16 protein-coding genes are annotated in these 19,178 nt (G+C 69.7%); 7 read left to right on the plus strand and 9 right to left on the minus strand.

The window, feature by feature from the left end:
• Positions 1–52: 52 nt before the first annotated feature.
• Genes WMF29_RS06635 through WMF29_RS06650 form a run of 4 tightly spaced genes read left to right on the plus strand, consistent with a single transcriptional unit; the run spans position 53 to position 3,726 of the window.
• Complete coding sequence (locus tag WMF29_RS06635; protein WP_437328026.1) at positions 53–1,066, plus strand: zinc-binding alcohol dehydrogenase family protein; 1,014 nt, start codon at positions 53–55, stop codon at positions 1,064–1,066.
• 38 nt (positions 1,067–1,104) lie between these two features.
• On the plus strand, positions 1,105–1,233 hold the full coding sequence (locus WMF29_RS06640; RefSeq protein ID WP_437328027.1) for a hypothetical protein: 129 nt from the start codon (positions 1,105–1,107) through the stop codon (positions 1,231–1,233).
• A 17-nt stretch (positions 1,234–1,250) separates the two neighbouring features.
• On the plus strand, positions 1,251–2,381 hold the full coding sequence (locus WMF29_RS06645; protein WP_437328028.1) for a mannitol dehydrogenase family protein: 1,131 nt from the start codon (positions 1,251–1,253) through the stop codon (positions 2,379–2,381).
• Positions 2,382–2,412: 31 nt separating this feature from the next.
• Entirely contained in the window at positions 2,413–3,726 is a 1,314-nt protein-coding gene (locus tag WMF29_RS06650) for an MFS transporter (RefSeq protein WP_437328029.1), read from the plus strand.
• Positions 3,727–3,825: 99 nt separating this feature from the next.
• On the opposite strand, the gene WMF29_RS06655 is transcribed toward WMF29_RS06650, so the two are convergent.
• From WMF29_RS06655 to WMF29_RS06670, 4 genes are all read right to left on the minus strand, one after another.
• Positions 3,826–5,313, minus strand: coding sequence for a UxaA family hydrolase (locus WMF29_RS06655; RefSeq protein WP_437328030.1), 1,488 nt, complete (start codon positions 5,311–5,313; stop codon positions 3,826–3,828).
• Between the two features lie 185 nt (positions 5,314–5,498).
• A complete protein-coding gene (locus WMF29_RS06660) occupies positions 5,499–6,449 on the minus strand; it encodes a hypothetical protein (protein ID WP_437328031.1) in 951 nt (316 codons plus the stop codon).
• A 427-nt stretch (positions 6,450–6,876) separates the two neighbouring features.
• Positions 6,877–8,178, minus strand: coding sequence for a DUF1552 domain-containing protein (locus tag WMF29_RS06665; RefSeq protein WP_437328032.1), 1,302 nt, complete (start codon positions 8,176–8,178; stop codon positions 6,877–6,879).
• Complete coding sequence (locus tag WMF29_RS06670) at positions 8,175–9,890, minus strand: DUF1592 domain-containing protein (RefSeq protein WP_437328033.1); 1,716 nt, start codon at positions 9,888–9,890, stop codon at positions 8,175–8,177. Before WMF29_RS06670 ends, WMF29_RS06665 begins: the two co-directional genes overlap by 4 nt.
• Before the next feature lie 418 nt (positions 9,891–10,308).
• On the opposite strand from WMF29_RS06670, the gene WMF29_RS06675 reads away from it, so the two are divergent.
• Positions 10,309–11,130, plus strand: coding sequence for a LamG domain-containing protein (locus WMF29_RS06675; protein ID WP_437328034.1), 822 nt, complete (start codon positions 10,309–10,311; stop codon positions 11,128–11,130).
• Positions 11,131–11,188: 58 nt separating this feature from the next.
• On the opposite strand, the gene WMF29_RS06680 is transcribed toward WMF29_RS06675, so the two are convergent.
• From WMF29_RS06680 to WMF29_RS06695, 4 genes are all read right to left on the minus strand, one after another.
• Positions 11,189–12,238, minus strand: a complete 1,050-nt coding sequence (locus WMF29_RS06680; RefSeq protein WP_437328035.1) for a hypothetical protein — start codon at positions 12,236–12,238, stop codon at positions 11,189–11,191.
• Entirely contained in the window at positions 12,235–13,554 is a 1,320-nt protein-coding gene (locus tag WMF29_RS06685; protein WP_437328036.1) for a FecR domain-containing protein, read from the minus strand. Before WMF29_RS06685 ends, WMF29_RS06680 begins: the two co-directional genes overlap by 4 nt.
• Positions 13,544–14,191: an RNA polymerase sigma factor gene (locus WMF29_RS06690; protein WP_437328037.1), complete on the minus strand. Its 648-nt coding sequence runs from the start codon at positions 14,189–14,191 to the stop codon at positions 13,544–13,546. The genes WMF29_RS06685 and WMF29_RS06690 overlap by 11 nt, the downstream gene beginning before the upstream one ends.
• 244 nt (positions 14,192–14,435) lie before the next feature.
• Entirely contained in the window at positions 14,436–14,744 is a 309-nt protein-coding gene (locus tag WMF29_RS06695; protein WP_437328038.1) for a 4Fe-4S ferredoxin, read from the minus strand.
• A 716-nt stretch (positions 14,745–15,460) separates the two neighbouring features.
• On the opposite strand from WMF29_RS06695, the gene WMF29_RS06700 reads away from it, so the two are divergent.
• Positions 15,461–15,739, plus strand: a complete 279-nt coding sequence (locus tag WMF29_RS06700) for a MoaD/ThiS family protein (RefSeq protein WP_272100930.1) — start codon at positions 15,461–15,463, stop codon at positions 15,737–15,739.
• A 1-nt stretch (position 15,740) separates the two neighbouring features.
• Positions 15,741–16,916 (plus strand): WD40/YVTN/BNR-like repeat-containing protein, encoded by a 1,176-nt coding sequence (locus WMF29_RS06705; RefSeq protein WP_437328039.1) that lies wholly within the window; start codon positions 15,741–15,743, stop codon positions 16,914–16,916.
• A gap of 76 nt (positions 16,917–16,992) precedes the next feature.
• Here the strand turns inward: WMF29_RS06705 and WMF29_RS06710 are convergent, their stop codons facing one another.
• Positions 16,993–19,107 carry a M13 family metallopeptidase gene (locus WMF29_RS06710; protein WP_437328040.1) on the minus strand — a complete coding sequence of 705 codons (2,115 nt, stop codon included), beginning with the start codon at positions 19,105–19,107 and terminating at the stop codon, positions 16,993–16,995.
• Positions 19,108–19,178: the final 71 nt, after the last annotated feature.

Genomic DNA, 19,178 nt, shown 5'->3' on the forward strand with positions numbered 1-19,178 from the left:
CGCGCCGTGAGAGCCGCGAGTGAACGAAGTCGCTCAGCGAGGCAATGACAGCATGAAAGCCCTGACGATCACGGGTCCGTCGGTTGCACAGGTGAGCCAGATCCGCGAGCCCAAACCGGCACACGATGAGGTGTTGATCCGCGTGCAACGGGTCGGTTTGTGCGGCTCCGACTTGAACACGTTCTTGGGCAAGAACCCGATGGTGACGTACCCTCGGGTGCTGGGGCACGAGGTGGCCGGCACCATCGTGGAGCTCGGCTCGGGCGTCGAGGCGGACTGGCGCGTCGGTACCGACGTCACGTTCACGCCGTACACGGCGTGCGGCGGGTGTCCCTCGTGCCGCGCGGGACGGCGCAACGCCTGCCGCGACAACAAGACCATGGGCGTGCAGCGCGACGGCGCGCTGACCGAGCTCGTGGCCGTGCCGTACCAGAAGCTCTTCACGTCACGGAGGTTGAGCCTCACGGAGCTCGCGCTCGTCGAGCCGTTCTCGGTAGGCTTTCACGCGGCCGCGCGAGGGCGCGTCGAGGCCGGCGAGACCGTGCTGGTGATGGGCTGCGGCGGCGTGGGGCTCGGGGCCATCGCCGGCGCGGTGAGCCGCGGCGCGCGCGTGATCGCGCTCGACACGCAGGAAGAAAAGTTCGCGCTCGCCAGGGCGCTCGGCGCGCGGGAGTCGGTGCTCGGGGACGCCGATGCACGCCAACGCGTGATGGACCTGACGAACGGCGACGGGCCGGATGTCGTGATCGAAGCCGTGGGCGCGACAGCGACTTACCGCAACGCCGTGGACTGGGTGAAGTTTTGCGGTCGAGTCGTGTACATCGGGTACGGCAAAGAGCCGGTGAGCTACGAGACCAGGCTGTTCGTGATGAAGGAGCTCGACATCCTCGGCGCGCGCAATTGCCTGAACGAGTTCTCGGACGTGATCGCCTTCTTCGAGCGACGCACGTTCGACCCCAACATCCTGATTTCGAGATCGATCCCCATCGAAGGCGTGCCCGAGGCGCTCGCTGACTGGGCTGCCCATCCCGGTCGAACGTCCAAGATCATGGTGAGCATGTCGTGAGCGTGCGCGATTCGGCGCCTTCGCTGAAGGGATTTCGGATGAAGACGATCCATCAGTTTCTGCAGCTGAACAACCTGCTCGTGAAGCACGACCCCGGGTCGACCGTGTTGCCGAGCGCGACCGGGAGCCTCGCGCACACGAGCCTCGCGTGGGTACGCGCCTGCTGAGCCGCCGGAGCACTGACATGGGCAATCCGATTCTTCAGTTCGGCACGAGCCGGTTCCTGCAGGCTCACGCGGACCTTTTCATCTCCGAGGCGCTCGGCGCCGGCCGCGCGCTCGGGACCATCACCGTGGTGCAGACCACGTCGAACCCCGAGAGCCGCGCGCGCATCGACGCGCTGCGCGCGCAGGGGCGTTACCCCGTGCGGATCCGCGGGCTGCGCCGCGAAGAGGTCGTCGATACGACGATCGAATGCAGCTCGATCACGGAAGCGCTCGACGCGAACACCGACTGGCCGCTCGTGCGCGAGCGCTTCGCGAACGATGCGCGCGTCGTGATCTCGAACACGAGCGACAGCGGATACGCCTGCTTGCCCGAGGACACGGCGACGTTGCTCGCGCCCGGCGCGGGCGCGCCGCGCGGGTTCGCCGCGAAGCTCGTCATCTTGCTGCGCGCGCGCTTCGATGCGGGCGCCGCGCCGCTCACGCTGCTGCCTTGCGAGCTCGTCTCGAACAACGGTGACACGCTGCGCGCGCTCGTCGCCGGCCTGGCGCGCCAATGGGGCGCCGATGCCGCCTTCCTGCGCTACATCGAGCACACGTGCATCTGGGTGAACTCGCTCGTCGACCGGATCGTCTCCGAGCCGATCCGCCCCGTCGGCGCGATCGCCGAGCCCTACGCGCTCTGGGCGATCGAGCGGCGCGAGGGCATGGTGCTGCCGTGCCAGCATGAAGCGATGATCGTGACGGACGACCTGCTCCATTACGAACGCTTGAAGCTGCTGCTCCTGAACCTCGGGCACACCTACCTCGCCGAGCGCTGGCAGCTGGACGGGCGCCCCTCGGACGAGAACACGCTGCGCGCGATGCGCGATCCGGCCTTGCGCGCCGATCTCGAGGCGCTCTGGCGCGACGAGGTGGTGCCCGTCTTCGATGCGCTCGGCAAGGGCGCTGCCGCGCGCGCCTACCTCGACGAGGTGCGGCAGCGCTTCCAGAACCCGTTCCTTGATCACCGGCTCTCCGATATCGCGCGCAACCACGGCGAGAAGAAGCGACGCCGCTTCGGGCCCGTGATCGAGCTCGCGCGTGAGCTCGGCCTGAACCTCGATCAGCCCCGGCTGCACGCGGCGCTTCGCACGGCCGCGCCCGCATGAGCATGTGAGGCTGTCCAAAGGAGACATGCAGATGAGAAAGATGCGTTGGGTCGTGCTCTTCCTGTGCTTTCTCGCCGTCGCCGTCAACTACATCGATCGCGCGAATCTGGCGGTCGCGGCGCCCCAGATCGAGAAGGAGCTCGGGATCGGCCCCGCCCAGATGGGGTTCATCATGAGCGGCTTTTTCTGGACCTACGCGCTCATGCAGATGCCGTTCGGCTGGTTCGTCGACCGCGTGGGCGCGCGCATCGCGCTGCCGATCGCCGTCGGCTGGTGGTCGCTCTTCACCGCCGCGACCGCCGGCGTGTCGAGCGTCGCGGCCATGTTCGGCTGCCGATTGCTGCTCGGCGTGGGCGAAGCCGGCGCCTACCCGGCCTGCGCCAAGCTCGTGAGCCAATGGTTCAAGCCGCGCGAGCGCGCGCTCGCGACGGGCATCTTCGACAGCGGCGCGCGCGTCGGCTCGGCGCTGTCGATTCCCCTCGTCGCGCTCATCATCGACTCGCTCGGATGGAAGGCGGCCTTCATCATCACGGGCCTGTTCGGCGCGGTGTGGATCCTCGGCTGGGTCGTCATCTACCGCAGCCCCGCGCATGGCGACATGACGGGCGCGCAGGACGTCGTCCACGCAGCGCCCGCCGAGGACGCGCAGAGCAACGTGACGTGGGCGTCGCTCTTCCGCCACCGCACGCTCTGGGGCATGATGCTCGGCTTCTTCTGCCTCAACTTCACCAACTACTTCTTCATCACGTGGTTCCCGAGCTACCTCGTGCAGACGCGCGGCTTCTCGCTCAAGTCGCTCGGCACGCTCGGCATGATCCCCGCGCTGATGGCGATCCCGGGCGGCTGGATCGGCGGCTTCGTCTCCGACGCGCTCTATCGCCGTGGCTGGAGCCTCACCGCCGCGCGCAAGACCTGCATGGTCGGCGGCATGCTTGTGTCATCGGCGATCACGCTGTCGGCGTTGACCTCCAACATCTATCTGATGCTCGCCTGCTTCGGCATCTCCTACGCGAGCCTTGCGTTCGCCGGCGCCAGCGTCTGGTCCCTTCCCGGCGACGTCGCGCCCACGCCGCGCCACGTGGCTTCGATCAGCGGCATCCAGAACTTTGCGTCGAACCTGGCCGGCATCGTCATCACGACGTTCACCGGCGTGATGGTCTCGCTGACCAAAGGATCGTTCACGATCCCGCTCGTCGTGGCGGGCGGCTTCTGCCTGCTCGGCGCGTTCAGCTACCTCGTCATCGTCGGCAAGATCGAGCCGCTCCAGGTCAGGTCGGCGCCGATCGCCGCGAGGTACCCCAGCCTGGATATCGACCGAGATAGCTCGCCGAATAGCGCGGGATGAGGTCGTCCCCATCCGGATCGTTGACCGGAGGAGGCTAGGCGGGCCGTTCGACGTGCGGTGGAACGAGGTCGAGCCTGGCCTCCGACGGGCGTCGTAGGCTCAAAGGGTGACGCCCCGCTTCCAAAGTGCGATCTCGCGCTCGCCGTTCTCCTCTGCGCGGGTTGGACGGCCCGAGGCGGTGGCCAGCACCAGGTCCATCAGGGCGTCGGCGGCCGCGTCCATGGATTCGCCCGAGGCGATGCGGCCGGCGTCGAAGTCGATCCAGCGCTGCTTGCGCTGGGCCAGGCTGGAGTTGGTGGCGAGCTTGAGGGTCGGCGCGGGGAAACCGAGGGGCGTGCCCCGGCCGGTGGTGAAGAGGATGACCGTCGCGCCGGCGGCTGCGAGCGCTGTGGACGAGACGGCGTCGTTGCCGGGGGCCTCCAGCAGAGCCACGCCCGGCGTGCCGCGGATCTGCCCGCCGTAGTGGACCACCTCGGTCACCGGGGCTCGGCCGGCCTTCTGCACCGCGCCCAGGGACTTCTCCTCCAGCGTCGTGATGCCGCCGGCGATGTTGCCGGGCGAGGGGTTCTCCGACACCGGCTCGCCGTGGGCGATGAAGTAGCTCTTGAAGTTGTTCACCACGCCGACGATGCCCTCATAGACCGCCTCGCTCTCGGCGCGGGTCATGAGCAGGCGCTCGGCGCCGAAGATCTCCGGGATCTCGGTCAGGATGGCCGAGCCACCGGCGGCGCAGACCTTGTCGGCGATGCGGCCCACAAGCGGGTTGGCGGTCAGCCCCGAGAAGCCGTCCGAGCCGCCGCACTTGAGACCGATCACCAGGTCGGAGACGGGGCAGGGCTCGCGGCGGTCCTGCTCGACGATCCTCACGAGTTCCTCGACGGCCTCGAGGCCCGCCTCCAGCTCGTCCTCGGCCGTCTGGGCGGTGAAGGACCGCAGGCGATCGGGATCGAGGTGCGGGGCGCTCTCGAGGAGCGGGCCGAGCTGGTTGTTCTCGCAGCCCAGGCCGATGATCAGCACTCCGCCCGCGTTCGGGTGGCCGGCCAGGGCCACGGTCATCCGGCGGGTGGCATCGAGGTCGCCCCCCAGCTGGGAGCAGCCGAAGGGGTGGGTGAGGGCGTAGACCCCGTCCACCCGGCCCTTGAAGCGTCTGTCCGCCTCGGCGGCCACCTTCTGGGCGGTGCGCGCGACGCAGCCGACCGTCGATAGGATCCAGATCTCGTTGCGGGTCCCCACACGCCCGTCCTTCCGCCGGTAGCCCATGAAGGTGCGGTCTTCGGTGGCGGGAAGGGGATCAGGGGTCGTGGGCTCGTAGGTGTAGGTGTCGAGGCCGGAGAGCGCGGTGGCCAGGTTGTGCGTGTGCACGTGATCGCCCGGCTGGATGTCCGCTGTCGCCCGCCCGATGGGCCAGCCGTACTTCCGCACCAGCTCGCCAGCGGCCATCGCGCGCAGCGCCACCTTGTGTCCGGCCGGGATGTCGGCGCGGGCGGTGATCGCGTCGGCCACCGAATCGCCGGCGGCCAGGCCGCGCACGGCGACGGCCACATCATCTCGGGGATCGATCTGCAACAGGGAGGCTGCCACGCTCATTTCATCGATGGTAACCGGCGTCGTTTGGCGCGGCAAGTTGGAGGGCAACCTCAGGTCGCTGCTCGAACGCGCGAAGCCCGGCACGTACCGCGCGCCGCCCGTGCGGCGGGTCCATATCCCGAAGGGGACCGACGGGGAACCACGCGCAATAGCGCGGATCCTCGGCGCGATCTACGAGCAGGACTTCACTCCTCGCAGCCAATCCGCTCGTCGTCCAGCGCGACGTCGTCAATCCACGCCGTGAACCCCGGCGGCGCGCTCTGGTAGTTGTTCCACCCGACCCGGACCTCGCTGAACGCATCCGGGATCTCCGAGCCCGAGGTGTTGCCCGGCCCGTTCGCGATGCTGATCTCGTCGAGGAGCTCGCCGTCCAGGTAGAAGTCGTAGCGCTGCGTTGGACCGTCGATGTGCCACTCGACGCAGTGCCACTGGTCCTCATAGTACCAGCTGTACGCGCTCCCCTTGCCGAACTCCGCCCCCGCGGGCTGCACGTTGTAGAGGTACTGGATGTGCGACCCGTTGCCGTCATTGTTCCAGCCGTCCTTGTCTTCCTTCACCGTGTCCACGACGCGGACCTCCTGGGCGCCCGTCGTGGGGCCGTTGCCGTACAGCGCGACGAGCGTCGAATGGACGAACGCGTCAGGCACCGGCCGCTGCACCCGGTAGCGGATCCGGCCCCAGTGCCCGCTCCCGAGCTGAGAAGCGTCGTGATAGATGCGCCGCTCCCCGTTCGCGACAGGGCCCATCTTCAGCGCGTGCTTGCCGTGCGCGGCCTGATCGTCGGCGACCGCGACCGGCTCACCATGCTTGGTCCAGCCCTGCGGAACGCCGCCCACGTCGGTGTCCTCGAAATCCTCGCAGAGGATGTACCTGCCGGACGCGCAGCCTGTCAGGGAGGTCTCGCCGCCGCCCGAGCCGCCTTGCCCGCCGCCGCCCGAGCCGCCTTGTCCGCCCCCGCCCGAGCCGCCTTGTCCGCCGCCGCTCGACGAGCTGCTCGTGAGGCCCCCGCCGTGGCCGCCGGCCCCGCCGCTGCCGGTCGTACCGGTGCTGGTCGCGCCACCGCTTCCGTCGCCTCCACCGGAGCTCGAGTCCGAGGAGGTTGAATTGCAGCCCACGTGGAATGCAATGAGGGCCAAGGTAAGGCTCACAGCGTGAACACGATGCATGGTGGACCTCCGGCTCTCCGAGAGCCAAGCAAGCGGACCAAACTTGATACTTTTGTCATGGGGTGATGTCAAGACCCCCTCGGCGCGCGCAGAACTCTCGATGGGAAGAGTGACACGAACGATGCTGGAATCGTGGGTCTGCGATCGGTGCGAATCGCGGCCTCGCTCATCGCGTCCATCAGCCCAGGGCAGGTCCCGCAGTTGGGTCGTGAGAGCAGCGTGGACTCCATCACCACAAGCGCGGGCGCCGTGCTTTTCTCTATGAATTTGAGATTTCGCCATGCACGAGGACGCGGAGCTGTAGACAGGCCACGCCTGGTCGCCCGGCTCGGGCGCTCCGCTCTCGGGAGCACCGGTGTACGACCCGAGCGAATCGCCCCGGAGGTTCGCTTGTCGGTCAAGCCTTCAAGAACGCGTCGCAGTCTCCGCCGTAGCCGTCGCCGACGCTGCTCACCGGGACGTCCATCGCGTGGCAGAGCGTGGCGAGCAGCTTGTTGTGCGGCATGCTCCCCAGCTTGACCTTCCGCCCGGTCTTGAAGAACCCCCCGCAGCTCCCGACGAGCAGGAACGGGATGTTGTCTACGGCGTGGTAGTTCCCCTCGTTCATGTCGTTGGCGACGACGACGACGCTGTTGTCGAGCGCGCTCCCGTCCCCCTCGGAGGAGTCGGCGAGCTGCGCCACGAGCGTGGCGACCTGCTCGTAGAACCACCGATCGATCGCCGTCTTCTGGGCCGCGTTGTTCGCGCCCTCGTGGGCGATGGCGTGGTAGTCGGGGCTGCCGATGCCGAGCCACGGGAACGTGAGGCTGTTGCCCCCGCCGTCGTCGATGAGATCGAGGGTGACCGTCCGGGCCAGGTCGCACTTCACGGCTGCCGCGGCCAGCTTCATCATCAGGTCGACGTGCTTCGGATAGTCGTTGATGTTATCGTAGTTGATCCCCCCCTCGCCGATCGTGGGCGGCGTGCACGCGCGCTGCGAGGCCGCCGCCTCGAGGTCGAGCTCCAGCGCGCGGATCGAGTCCAGGTGCGCCTGCACCTTCAGCCGGTCCTCCGTCCCGAGGCGCTGGCCGAAGCGCTCGAGGTCGGTCCCCACCAGATCGAGGACGCTCTGCCTGCGCTTGCGCAGCTTGTCGATCTGGGCTGCCGGCAGGCTCGCCCCTCCGAAGAGCCTGTTGAAGAGGCGGTAGGGATCCGTCTCGGCGTTGTTCTTCTGATTCCGCCCCGCCCAGCTCGTCGAGAAGCCATAGGGGCGGCAGCCGAGGTTGAGCTGCGGCGAACTCACCCCCTTGCTCCTGAGATCGTCTCCGATGATCTGATCGATCGACGGCGCGACGCCGTCGCTGACCCCGGGGGCGGGGCTCACGCCCGTGAAGAGCGCGCCATAGCTGAAGTGCCCGTCGTACGTCCGGTTCGCGTCCAGCATCACCTTCAGGTCGACCCCTTGGGGGATCAGCACCTTGGACTTCCAGCTCTCGAGCGGCTCCAAGATGGTCGGGAGGCGCGCCGCGTTCAGGTCGTCGTTGCCCGGCAGCCAGTTCTGCTGGAAGATGCCGTTGGTCCAGGTCACGGCTATCATGCGCTTCGGGAACGCGCTCGGCGCCGCCGTGGCCGCGCGCTCGGCGTGCAGCAGCGGCAGCATGGCCGCCCCCACGCCCAGCGCCTGGAGCAGTGCTCGCCGTGAGAATCGCGCCTGGTTCATTGCAGCACCTCTCCTTCCATGATCGCCCGGAAGCGGAACGTACGTGAGCTCACCAGCGCCACCATCAGCTCGCGGATGTCCTGATCAGCGCCCTTGAAGGCATCCACCACCGACTCGAACGAGGCCTTGTCGTCCCCCGTCTCGCCTCGACCGAGCGCATAGCGCAGCCATTGCTTGGCGAAGCAGCTGTGGACCGCCTCGCTCGAGGCGAGCACCTGGCTGAGCCCGCGCGCGTCGGCCACGGCGTGGACCTGGCCGTCCAGCTCGACGGTGCTCGTCGCGTCGACCGGCTCTCCGTTGTCCGTGGTCCGGAAGCGTCCGATGCCGTCGTAGTTCTCGAACGGGAAGCCGAGCGGATCCAGTCGCGCATGGCAGCCCTTCGCGCACGCCAGCTGGGAGTGCTCCGCGAAGCGCTCTCGCGTGGTACCTCCCTCATCTGGCTTCTTTGGCTCCGGGATGTCGTTCGGCGGCGGCGGGAGCGTCTGACACAGGATCTGGTTAAGGATGGCTTTCCCTCGCCTGACCGGGTGCGAGCCGTCGGCCGCGCCGGTCACGGTCAGGAACGCAGGCGAAGTCAAGATGCCTGACCGCTCGGCCGGGTCGAGCGACACGGGCTGCATCTCCTCGCCCTTCGGCCCGCTCACTCCATAAACCGCGGCGAGCGGCTCGTTCGCGAACGAGCTCGTCCCGATCAGCACCTCCTCGAAGCGCCCGGTGCCATCGAGGACGACCCCGGCGACGAAGCGCCGCACCTCCTCCGACATCGCCCGCTTCAGCGCATCGTCGAACTCGGGGTAGACGTCGGCGTCCTTCGGCTTGCGAGCGACCGCCGAGAGGTCGAGCCAGTCATCGAAGAAGTCGGCCACGGCGTCGCGCGATCTCGGATCGCCTAGCATCCGGCGCGCCGCTCGGGCCACGTCTTCCGCGCTCGCCAGCCGATCCGCGGCCGCGGCGTCGAACAGCGCCTGGTCAGGCATCGTCCCCCAGAGGAAGTACGAGAGGCGGCTGGCGAGCGCATAGCCGTCCAGCTTCACCGTCTTCCCCTCGACGATCGCTGGCTCCTGTCCGTTCTCCCAGTGGTAGAGGAACCCCCGCGACTGCAGCATCGCCTCGACGAGGAGGACGATCGCGCCGTTGAAGTCGAGTTCGATCTCCGTTCGCCCGGTCTGATAGAGGCGCATTAGCCCGTCCACCTCGTCGGCGGAGAGGGGGCGCCGGTACGCCTTCAGGCCGAACTCCGTCACGAACTGCCGGGCGCACGCTGCTTCTCCGGCGCTCTGCGCGTCGCACGGCACGAGCGCGCTCAGGCGTGATGCCGCGTTCGCGGCGAGCTTCTCGGCTGCGTCGCGGAATAGCTCGGCGTTCAGCTTGTCGACCGGGCCGGGCAGATGGTAGCCGAGGACCGGATCGTCATTCTCCACGGGCACATCGTTGAGGTGCAGCGTGGTGTCTCCGAGCAGATCCCGGACGGTGTTGAGGTACTCGCGCCCGCTGAGCCGGCGGAGCACCTTGACGCCCGCCGAGGTGGGATCCGCCGGGGTCCCGTCGAAGCTCGGGTCAGGAGCCACGGAGCCGCCAGGCCGCTCCTCGACGTCGCCCGGGCCGCCAGGCCGCTCCTCGGCGTCGCCTGGGCCGCCGAGCACCCCGGTGCATGAGGCGGCTGCGAGCGCGCAAAGGACGAGCCCTGCGCAAGTCCGTAAGATAAGTCTCATCGTGTTCATCTCCTCGTGTGAACGCATCCGCTCCGCGAGCGCACCCCTGCAACGACCCGGGCGTCTCGAGAGAGAAAGCCGCAGGTTCGACGTCGCGACGGGCAGCGTCGCGGGGAGGGTCAGGCGACCAGCAGGTCGGCCGTCGCAGGGAGCATCTGGCAGTAGCGGATCGCCCCCGAAACGGCTCACCCTCCAGTCGATTCGCACTCCATGACAAATTTCTGATCAAACGCGCGCTGCGAGGCGACGCAGGAAGATTCGGATATGTTGCAGCCCAGCACGCTGCGCCGCGTCACCGCCGGGGGCCTCAGGACACCGAAGCTCGGAACCGGGGATTGGCCGAGATCGGGACAGGACCGGCGGGCCCGCCGTGTCCCTCGGCGCCGCCTCTCTGTGCTGCTACGGAGAGGGCCTGACCATGAAGCGGTCGAACACGCTGCCCCCGCGGGTTACCACCGCGATGCCGGCTTCTGCCGCGAGGCCCCCCGGCCGCGCGATCCCCCGCCGCCTGGCCGCCCTCGCGCTGCTGGGGCTCGCGGCCTGCGAGGCAGGGCCGCTCGACGCCATCGAGCTGGCCCCCACGACGCTGACCCAGGGCATGGTCGCGCACTGGACGTTCGACGAGGGAGAGGGCACGGTCGTGCTCGATTCCTCTGGCAACATGCGCGACGGAGCGCTGACCGGAGGAACGTGGGTGCAAGACGGCCGGTTCGGCAAGGCGATGCACCTCGGCGAGGGCGAGTTCATGGCGGTCGACAGCTTCCCGAACGCCACCGCGAGCTGGAGCGTCTCGGCGTGGGTGCGCCTGACGAGCGATGAGCCCGCGCCCGAGGTCCTGGCGACCGTGGTCAGCACGGAGAACATCGGCGGATGGGAGATCAACATCGACTACGCGCAGTCGCCGCCGGGCATGCACTTCGGGTTCTGGAAAGGGCCGGAGACCAGCGATTATCAATTCCTCATCTGCTTCTGCATGGAGCCTCGCCGGTGGACGCACGCCGCCGCGGTCGTCGACGGCGAGGCGCGCACCATGTCCCTCTACCTCGACGGGCAGCTCGACCAGGCGGCGCCGATCGACGTGACGATAGCGCCGGGCTCTGACACCCTTTATGTCGGTCGATGGGGGGGCGCGGGTCGGTTCCTCTTTGCGGACGTCGATGACATCGTCATCCACAGCCGGGCGCTCGTCCCGGCAGAGGTCGCCGAGCTCTCGCAGCGCTCTCCGCCGGATCCGCGATGAGGAGGCTCGCCTGCGGCGCTCCTCTCCTCACGGATAGAGACGTGGTCGCGCCGCGCTCTCACAGCCACCCCACGAAGCTGAGGCTGCCGAGCAGCGCCGGGCGCGCGCCGGACGCCACCTCGTCGTTGAGAAAGCGCACCACGGGATACGGCTCGGCGACGAGCACGTGCCCCTCGACGGAGATGTCGAGGCCCCGCACGAGCTCGATCTCGGCGCCCAGACCGGCGTCCGCCGAGAACGCCCACCGGGCGCTGTGGACGCCCCGGTACGGCCACGCCGCCTCGCCGTCGACCGACGCGTGCAGCGCCCCCGCGCCGGCCGAGAGCATCGGGCGAATGCGCAGGTCGGGCCAGGGGAGGACCGCGAGCTCGACGAGCGCGAGCCGCTGGGCCACCGTGGCGCTGCCCTGCGGCCCGTCGACGCGCGGGGCCGTCCCGAGCCCCGCGAGCGACAGGCGCGCCTGGAACGGCCGCAGCGGCGCGAAGCGGAGGCGCCCGACCGAGAGCAGCGCGGGGCCGACGCCGCCCGGGCTCGCGAGGAGCGCGCCCCCCAGCTCGACCCCCCACGTCGACCGGCGCGCCCCGTCCAGCGACTGCTCCGCCCACCGGGACGCCTGCCGGCGCGCGTCGCTCGCCACGGGCGGCGGGGACGCCCCCTCCGTGGAGCGCCGCGAGGCCATCAGGAGCTCGAGCAGGCTCGCCCGGAGCAGCTCGACCGCGCGCACGGCGAGCACCTCGGCCATGCGCGCCTGCGGCTCGCCGCGGATGTCGATCCGCCGCGTGAGCGTCTTGCTCGTGAGCCGGTCGACCACCCAGAGCTCGGCGGCCTGGGCGTCCGGCTCCAGCGACATCCCGATGAGCGCCGCGGAGCCGCGCTGCTGCGCGACGTCGACCTCGGCCGACCGGGGCGCCGAGGCCGCGCCCGCGTCGGCGAGCACGACGTCGAAGCCGTCGGCGACCAGCTCCCCCCGGATGCGGATCAGCGCCTCCGCGATCGACGGGTCCGCGGCGCCGGGCCGCACGAGGACCACGCGGGCAGGCTCCGCGGAGGCCACGGCGCTCGCCGCCGCCACGAGCAGCGCGAGCGCCTGCGCGAGCGCGCGCCTCACGGCGTCCGGGCGAGGGCCCGCGCCGCCTGCGCGTAAGTGCCGCCCGGGAACCGGCGCAGGTACTCCCGCGCGACCAGCTCGGCCCGATCATCGCCCTGGAGCCCCTGCACGAGCACCATCTTGCGCCCGAGCGCCTCGGAGGCATAGGCCCCCCCTTGCGGCGCCTCCTTCAGGTAGCTCTCGAACCAGGCGAGCGCTGCGGCCGGCCCCTCCTGCGCCTCCGCGAGCCGCCCGAGCAGGAACGCCGCCTCGGCGCCCCGGCGCGTCCCTGGGAACCGCCGCCGCTGCGCGAGGAGCGCCCTCCGCGCGACGTCGGTCCGCCGGGTGTACCGCGCCGCGTCCGCGAGGGCCGCGAGCTCCTCGCTCGTGCTCTCGGCGAGGGCGGCGTCGAGCCCGAGGCGCTGCGCCTCGTCGACGATGGCGTCGAGCTTGCCGGCCGCGAGCTTGCCGGCCCAGTCGCGCTTCGGCCCCGCCTCCGGGCCGCGCGCCGTCCCCCGCGCGGCCGCGGGCTCGCCGCGCGGCTCGGCGGCGGCCGCCGAGGCGACCGGGGCCTCCGCGCGGCCTTCGGCGGGCGGAGCGGCGGCCAGCGCGGAGGCGGAGGGAGGCGGGGCGGGCGCCGCTTCGGCGCCCTGCCGCGCGTCGAGGTCCCGGAGGAGCACCTCTCCGTTGCGCACCCGGACCGTCAGCCACTGCCCTGCGCGCACCGCGATCGGCTCGGCGGAGAGCGGCCCATGGACGGCGACGGAGCCGTCCTCGAGTCGGAGGTCGAGCCGCTCGTCGTCCGGCGCCCAGGCGAGCGCGAAGGCCGTCCCGGTCACGGTCACGAGGAACGGCCCCGCGTCGAACAGCCACTGCGTCTCCGACCGGTGGACCACGCGCGCGTGGACCTCGCCCTTGTCGAGCGCCACCCGGGCGCCCTGCGCGGTCACCGCCGCGATGTGCGCGCGCGCCCCCTCGGCGAGCTGCACCTCGGTGCCGTCCGAGAACCGCAACGTCGGGCGGCTCGACGCGTCCGCCTGGAGATCGCCGTCCTTGGCGACGCCCCCCTCGACCTCGTAGGACAGCCGATCTCCGTGCGCCCGCCGCTGCCACCCTCGGAACGCGAGCACGCCCGCGGCGGCGACGGCGAGCGACAGCCCTCCTGCGAGCAGCGGCGACGACCGGAAGCCCCGGCGCGCCGCCGTCCGCTCCGTCACGCGAAGCAGCCCCCGGGTGCGCTGCTGGTGCGTCATCGCGCCGAGCGACTGGCACGAGAGCTCGACCAGGCGCGCCGCCCTCGGGCTCAGCTCCGGCTCCTTCGCCTCGTCAGGGTTCATCCCGTGCCTCTTCTCTCATGCCGTAGGCGGCGAGGGTCGTGTCGCTCTCCACCAGCGACGACACGCGCTCGGTGGCCCGGCCGAGCCGCCGCTTGACGGTGGCCAGCGAGACGCCGACCGCCTCTGCGATCTCTTGCAGGCTCATGCCCTCCATGTGCCGGAGCACGAACGCGGTCCGATCGTCCGCGCTCAGCGTGTCGAGGATCGCGTAGAGGCGCCCCAGCGCCTCGCGCGCCTCGCTGTCGGCCGGCTCGACGGGGTGCTCCGGAAGATCCGCGGTGTCCGACAGCTGGAGGATGCGCCGCACGCGCCTTCGCCGGAGCTCCCATTTGAGGATTCGAACGGTCACCGAGAACACGAAGCTTCCCAGCGCGTCCGGGTCCCTCAGCTCGGATATCTTGGAGAAAACCCGCACGAACACCTCCTGGGTGATGTCCTCGGCGTCGGCGCCCGGCCCGAGTACGCGCGCCGCGATCCGGAACACCTTCGGAGCATGCTTGTTCCATACCGCTGCTGCCGCCCATGGCTCCCCTGTCACGAGCGCGCGCACCACCTCACCCTCGTCGGGACCGCCACTCTCCAGAGGAGTGATGGCAAGGCTGGCTTTACGTGCTACGGCATCGCTCCGAGGGCTCATGACTCCCGCAGCGGTCGTGCGGAGCGGTCACAGTACCGAGCCGGTGCTCCCGGCGCAAGAAGGTGAGTCGGGGCGGCCGGGGGAGCGCGCCCCGCGCACGTCCGCAGATGCCGCGCGCGCGGCGGGGCGGCTTCGGTCCAGCTGGCGAAGCGCACTTCCATGCAGTAGCGGCTCGGGCTCGAACCGGCTCACCACGGGAGTGACTGGCGTGGGGATGTAAGTTTGCCGCAAGAGCGACCGGGGCTCAGGCGCCGCGCGCGACCTCGAGGACGCGGAAGGTCTGGTCCGCTGCGCCGCCCGGCTTGCGCCGGGTCCCCCAGCCGACCGCGGCGCGGTAGCTCCCGAGCAGCCCCGTGGCCGCGAACTGCTCCTCGTCCACGGGGACCGGCTGCTTGGCCTCGGGCGCCACGTAGAGCGCGTCCACCGGGCAGTAGGCCTCGCACATGAAGCAGGTCTTCACGTCCTGGGCCCCGCCTCCGTTGACGTCGCCGGTCCGCGCCACGCGTGGATCGGCCAGGGTGACGGCATCGCCGAGGCTGGCCTGGAACGGCACCCCTGCCTCGACGAGCCAGAACGGCGGCCCCGCGCGGTCGCCGGTCGCGAGCAGGACGGCCTACGGACGGCACGATGAGATCGATCTTGCTGTCGGCGTCGACGTCGAGCGTGTGGAGCTCCGTATCGCAGGGATAACCGACGAGCAGCTCTAGCGATTCGCCCGTGGGATCGAATCCCGCGGGCGTCGCGTCCGAAGCGAGCGCTGGTCAGCTTGCCGACGTGCCGGACCGAGCACGAAGGCAACGCGCGCCTGGGCACCCTCACCCGATGTCGTGCGCGCTTCGGGCCTATTTCGCTATATGTCCACCGAAGCAGCGTGTCTTCATCGGACCGAGCGGGTCCCTGCCGGGACGCAACGGCGCACAGAACTTTCATTTCGCCGCCCTGCGAGAGGCGGCCATCGCAGGGCTGGGCGTGGCGTTGTTACCCGATCACATCGCTGCGGCGGACTTGAGGGCAAAGATCCCCGAGGAGCCGGCATCACGTGCCAACCCGCTTTTTAGCGGCAACTCATCTCCCCAAATGAAGGCGCAGCTCCCACCGAATCAACCTGCCTCGACGCAACGCGGCTGCGGCGGCGGTGCCGGAAGCGGGAATGGGCGCGGGAACGCGTGGGCCCTGAAGACATCAGAGCTCTGCGTGTGGCTGAGCGTTGCCTGCCGGCCTTGAAAACCAATTGACGCACGACAAGCTCGGGAGTACGGCAAGCCCACCATGCCGTCTGTCCACCTGACGCGCCATCTCTACACCTTCTTCCCGCACCTCGAAGGCCAACACCTCGTCGTCGAGGCGTCGACAGCAGGTGAGGTCGTGGCGGCCCTGGAGAGGCTCGCGCCCGGCATCGGCTTCTACATCTGCGACGAGCGCGGCCGTTTGCGGACGCACGTCAACATCTTCGTCGGCAAGCAGATGATCCGCGACCGTAAGGGACTCACCGACGCGGTCGCTGCCGACGACGAGGTCCATATTCTGCAAGCGTTGAGCGGAGGGTAAAATGGCAAGCCGTATTCTGGTAGGCACGCGAAAAGGCACGTTTATCGTCGAAAGACAGAACGGCTCGTGGAAGCCGCGCCTCGCGGGCCACGCCGGCGGCGGCGTCAACTATGTCGCGCGCGATCCCTACACGGGCAAGCTCTGGGCGCTGCTCGGCTTCGGCCATTGGGGAGCCAAGCTGTCCGTCTCGACGGATGAGGGCGAGACCTGGAATGACAACCCCGCCCAGATCAAATATCCCGAGGGCGCTCGCTACATCGGCCAGGACATGTACGAAGACGCCGGCAGCGAGTTCGGCGTCGGCATGAAGATCGTCACGCGCCCGGCCACGGTGCAGAAGCTCTGGATCATCGGCTTCGGCCCGGGTGGCGCGGTCTACGTGGGCACCATTCCGGGTGGCTTGTTCGTCAGCCGCGACGGCGGCGGCTCCTTCGAGCTCAACCGGCCGCTCTGGAACCACGAATCACGCGGCGGCGACCTGTTCACAGGCGAGGGCAAAGGCGAGACGAAATGGTTTGGCACACCGGCCTCCGAGGGGGGCGAGTTCGCCCCGGGCATTCACTCCATCGTGGTGGACCCGCGTAACCCGAAGCGAATCCTCGTCGCCGTGTCCACGGCGGGCGTCATCGAAACCGCGGACGGTGGAGAGACCTGGCAACCGCGCAACAGCGGCATGCGGCTCGATCACACGCCCGAGCCAGACGCCGAGTGGGGCCACGATACGCATTACATCGAGCAATGCGAGGGCGATCCCGACCATGTCTGGCAGCAGAATCACGTTGGGATCTACTACAGCAGCGACGGCGCAAAGAGCTGGCGCAAGGTGAGCCGCCCCGAGCAAGGCGTGCATTTCGGCTTCCCCATCACAGCGGACGCGAGGGACGGACGCACGGCGTGGGTCGTCCCCGGCAAGTCGGACATGCAGCGAATCACCGTCGACGGCGCGCTCTTCGTGGCTCGCACGAAGGACGGCGGTGAGACCTGGGAGCAGCTCCGCCGGGGTTTGCCCCAGGAGCAAGCCTACGACGTCATCTACCGCCACGCGCTCGCCAACAAGGACGGCGCTGTGGCGTTCGGCACCACCACGGGCAATCTCTACGTGAGCGATGACGGCGGAGAGGGTTGGACGACCGTCGCCAATAACCTGCCGCCGATCTATTCAGTACGCATGGCGTGATAGGTCGGTTGGCCGGGAGAATCGGTATACAAATCAGGATCGCGGCGGCTCGTTCGACCGAGCCTGCCGCGCCCGGCTACCAGACAGCGCACGTCTTGGTCGGCCGCATCGGCGTGCCCGGCGCGCACTTGAAGGCCTCGCCGAACTCCGGGAGGTTCGCGAGCGGCCCGTTCACGCGGAACCGCGGCGGGGAGTGCGGGTTCACCTGGACCATCAGCCGGAGCGCCTCGTCGCGCAGCTTGCCGCACCAGGACTGCCCGTGCGCGAGGAAGAACTGCTGATCTTCCGTGAAGCCGCTCGCGACCGTCTGCTCCGCCGCGCCCTTGCGCATCGCGCGGTACGCCATGAAGGCGAGCTTCACGCCCCCGAGATCCGCGATGTTCTCGCCCAGCGTCAGCTTGCCGTTCAGCTTCAGCCCCGGCAGCGCCTCGAAGGTCGAGTACTGCGCCTCGACGCAGGCGGTCTTCTCCCTGAACGCCACCCCGACCTCCTTCGACCACCAGTCCTCCAGGTTGCCCTTCTGGTCGAACTGGGAGCCCTCGTCGTCGAACCCGTGCGTGAGCTCGTGCCCGACCACCATGCCGATGCCGCCGAGGTTCACCGCCGCGGCCGAGCTCACGCTGTAGAACGGCGGCTGCAGGATGCCGGCCGGGAAGACCATGTGGTTGCGCTGCGGGTCGTAATAGGCGTTCACGGTCGGCGGGCTCATCTGCCACTCGTCGCGATCGAGCGGCTTGTCGATCTTCCCGAGGTCCCACTGCGTGTGGAAGGCGCGCGCGGCGAGCGCGTTCTTCGCGTACGATCTCGGATCGACCTCGAAATCGTAGGTCCTCCACTTGTCGGGATAGCCGATGAGGTACGCCATCGCGGAGAGCTTGGCGAGCGCGCGCTGCCGCGTGCCCTCATCCATCCAGTCGAGCGCCCGGACGTTGCGCGCGAACGCGTCGCTGATCTGGTGCACCATCGCCTCGGCCGCAGGCTTGCTCGCGCCGGGGAAGCTCGTCTTGACGAACGGCTGCGCGAGCAGCTCGCCGAGCGCGTTGTCGGTCGCGTCCACGCAGCGCTTCCAGCGCGGCCGCACCTCCTTCTGCCCGGTGAGCGCGGCCTGCAGCGTGAAGCTCTCGTCGATGAACGCCTTGGGCAGCGCGGGCGCCATGGAGCGCACGACGTGCCACGAAAGGTAGCTCTGCCACGCGGCGGGCCTCACCGACGTGAGCAGCCGGGAGAGCCCCTCGAAGAACCGGACGGAGGTCACGTTGACCTCCTTGACGTCCTGGAGGCCGAGCGCCCGGAAATACGCGTCCCACGAGAACGCCGGCGCGGCCTTCGCGAGCGCCGCCCTGTCGAGCTTGTTGTAGAGGCCCGTCGGGTCCCGCCGCTCGACCCGCGTCTTCGAGATCTTCGCGAGCTCTGTCTCGATCTGCAAAACGTCGAGCGCCGCGGCCTTCGCCGCCGCCTCCTGCGCGCCGGCGAGCCGCATCATCCGCGCGACGTGCTCCTCGTAGGTCTTGCGGAGCGCCTTCGATTTGTCGTCCTCGCCCAGGTAGTAGTCGCGGTCTGGCAGGCCGAGCCCGTTCTGGTCGAGCTGCGCGATGACGCGCGTCGCGTCCTTCATGTCCTGCGCGGACTCGATGTCGAACAGCGCCCAGATGCGGCGGCGGTGGAGCTCGGTGACGAGCGCCCCGAGGCCCTTCGGGTCGCGCACCCGCCGCGCCTTCGCGAGCAGGTCTGCGATGGGCTTCGTGCCGGCGGCCTCGACCGCGGGCTCGTCCATGCACGCGCCGTAGTAGGCGCCTATCTTCTTGGTCACCGGATCCCGGTCGCCGGCGCTCGCGGCGTCCTCGAGGATGCGCCGGAGCTCCGACTCGTTGCGCTTCTCGATCTCGTTGAAGCTCCGCATCCAGGAGGCCTCGTCCCCCGGGATCTCGGTCTTCGCCAGCCATCCGCCGCACGCGAACTGATAGAAGTCCTCGCAGGGGTTCGCCGATCGGTCGAGCGCGGCCTCGTCGAGCCCGACGCTCTCGAGCTTCGTCTCGACGACGGGGAGGCCCTGCGGCGCCGGCGGCATCAGCGCCTTCACGGCGGGGGGCGGGGGCGCCGGCGGCGGGCTCGCGGCGGGTCCGCAGGCCGCCAGCGCGGAGAGGGCCACGGTGAGCGCGAGGGGAGCGGCAGGCTGTCGGTGCGTGCGCATACAGCGCTCTACCACAGACCCGCCGGGCGCGGGCTCGCGATGGCCGCCCGCAGCGGGATCCCGCGCGGTCG

The organism is Sorangium sp. So ce381, from assembly GCF_051473845.1.
Taxonomy (GTDB): domain Bacteria; phylum Myxococcota_A; class Polyangia; order Polyangiales; family Polyangiaceae; genus Sorangium; species Sorangium atrum.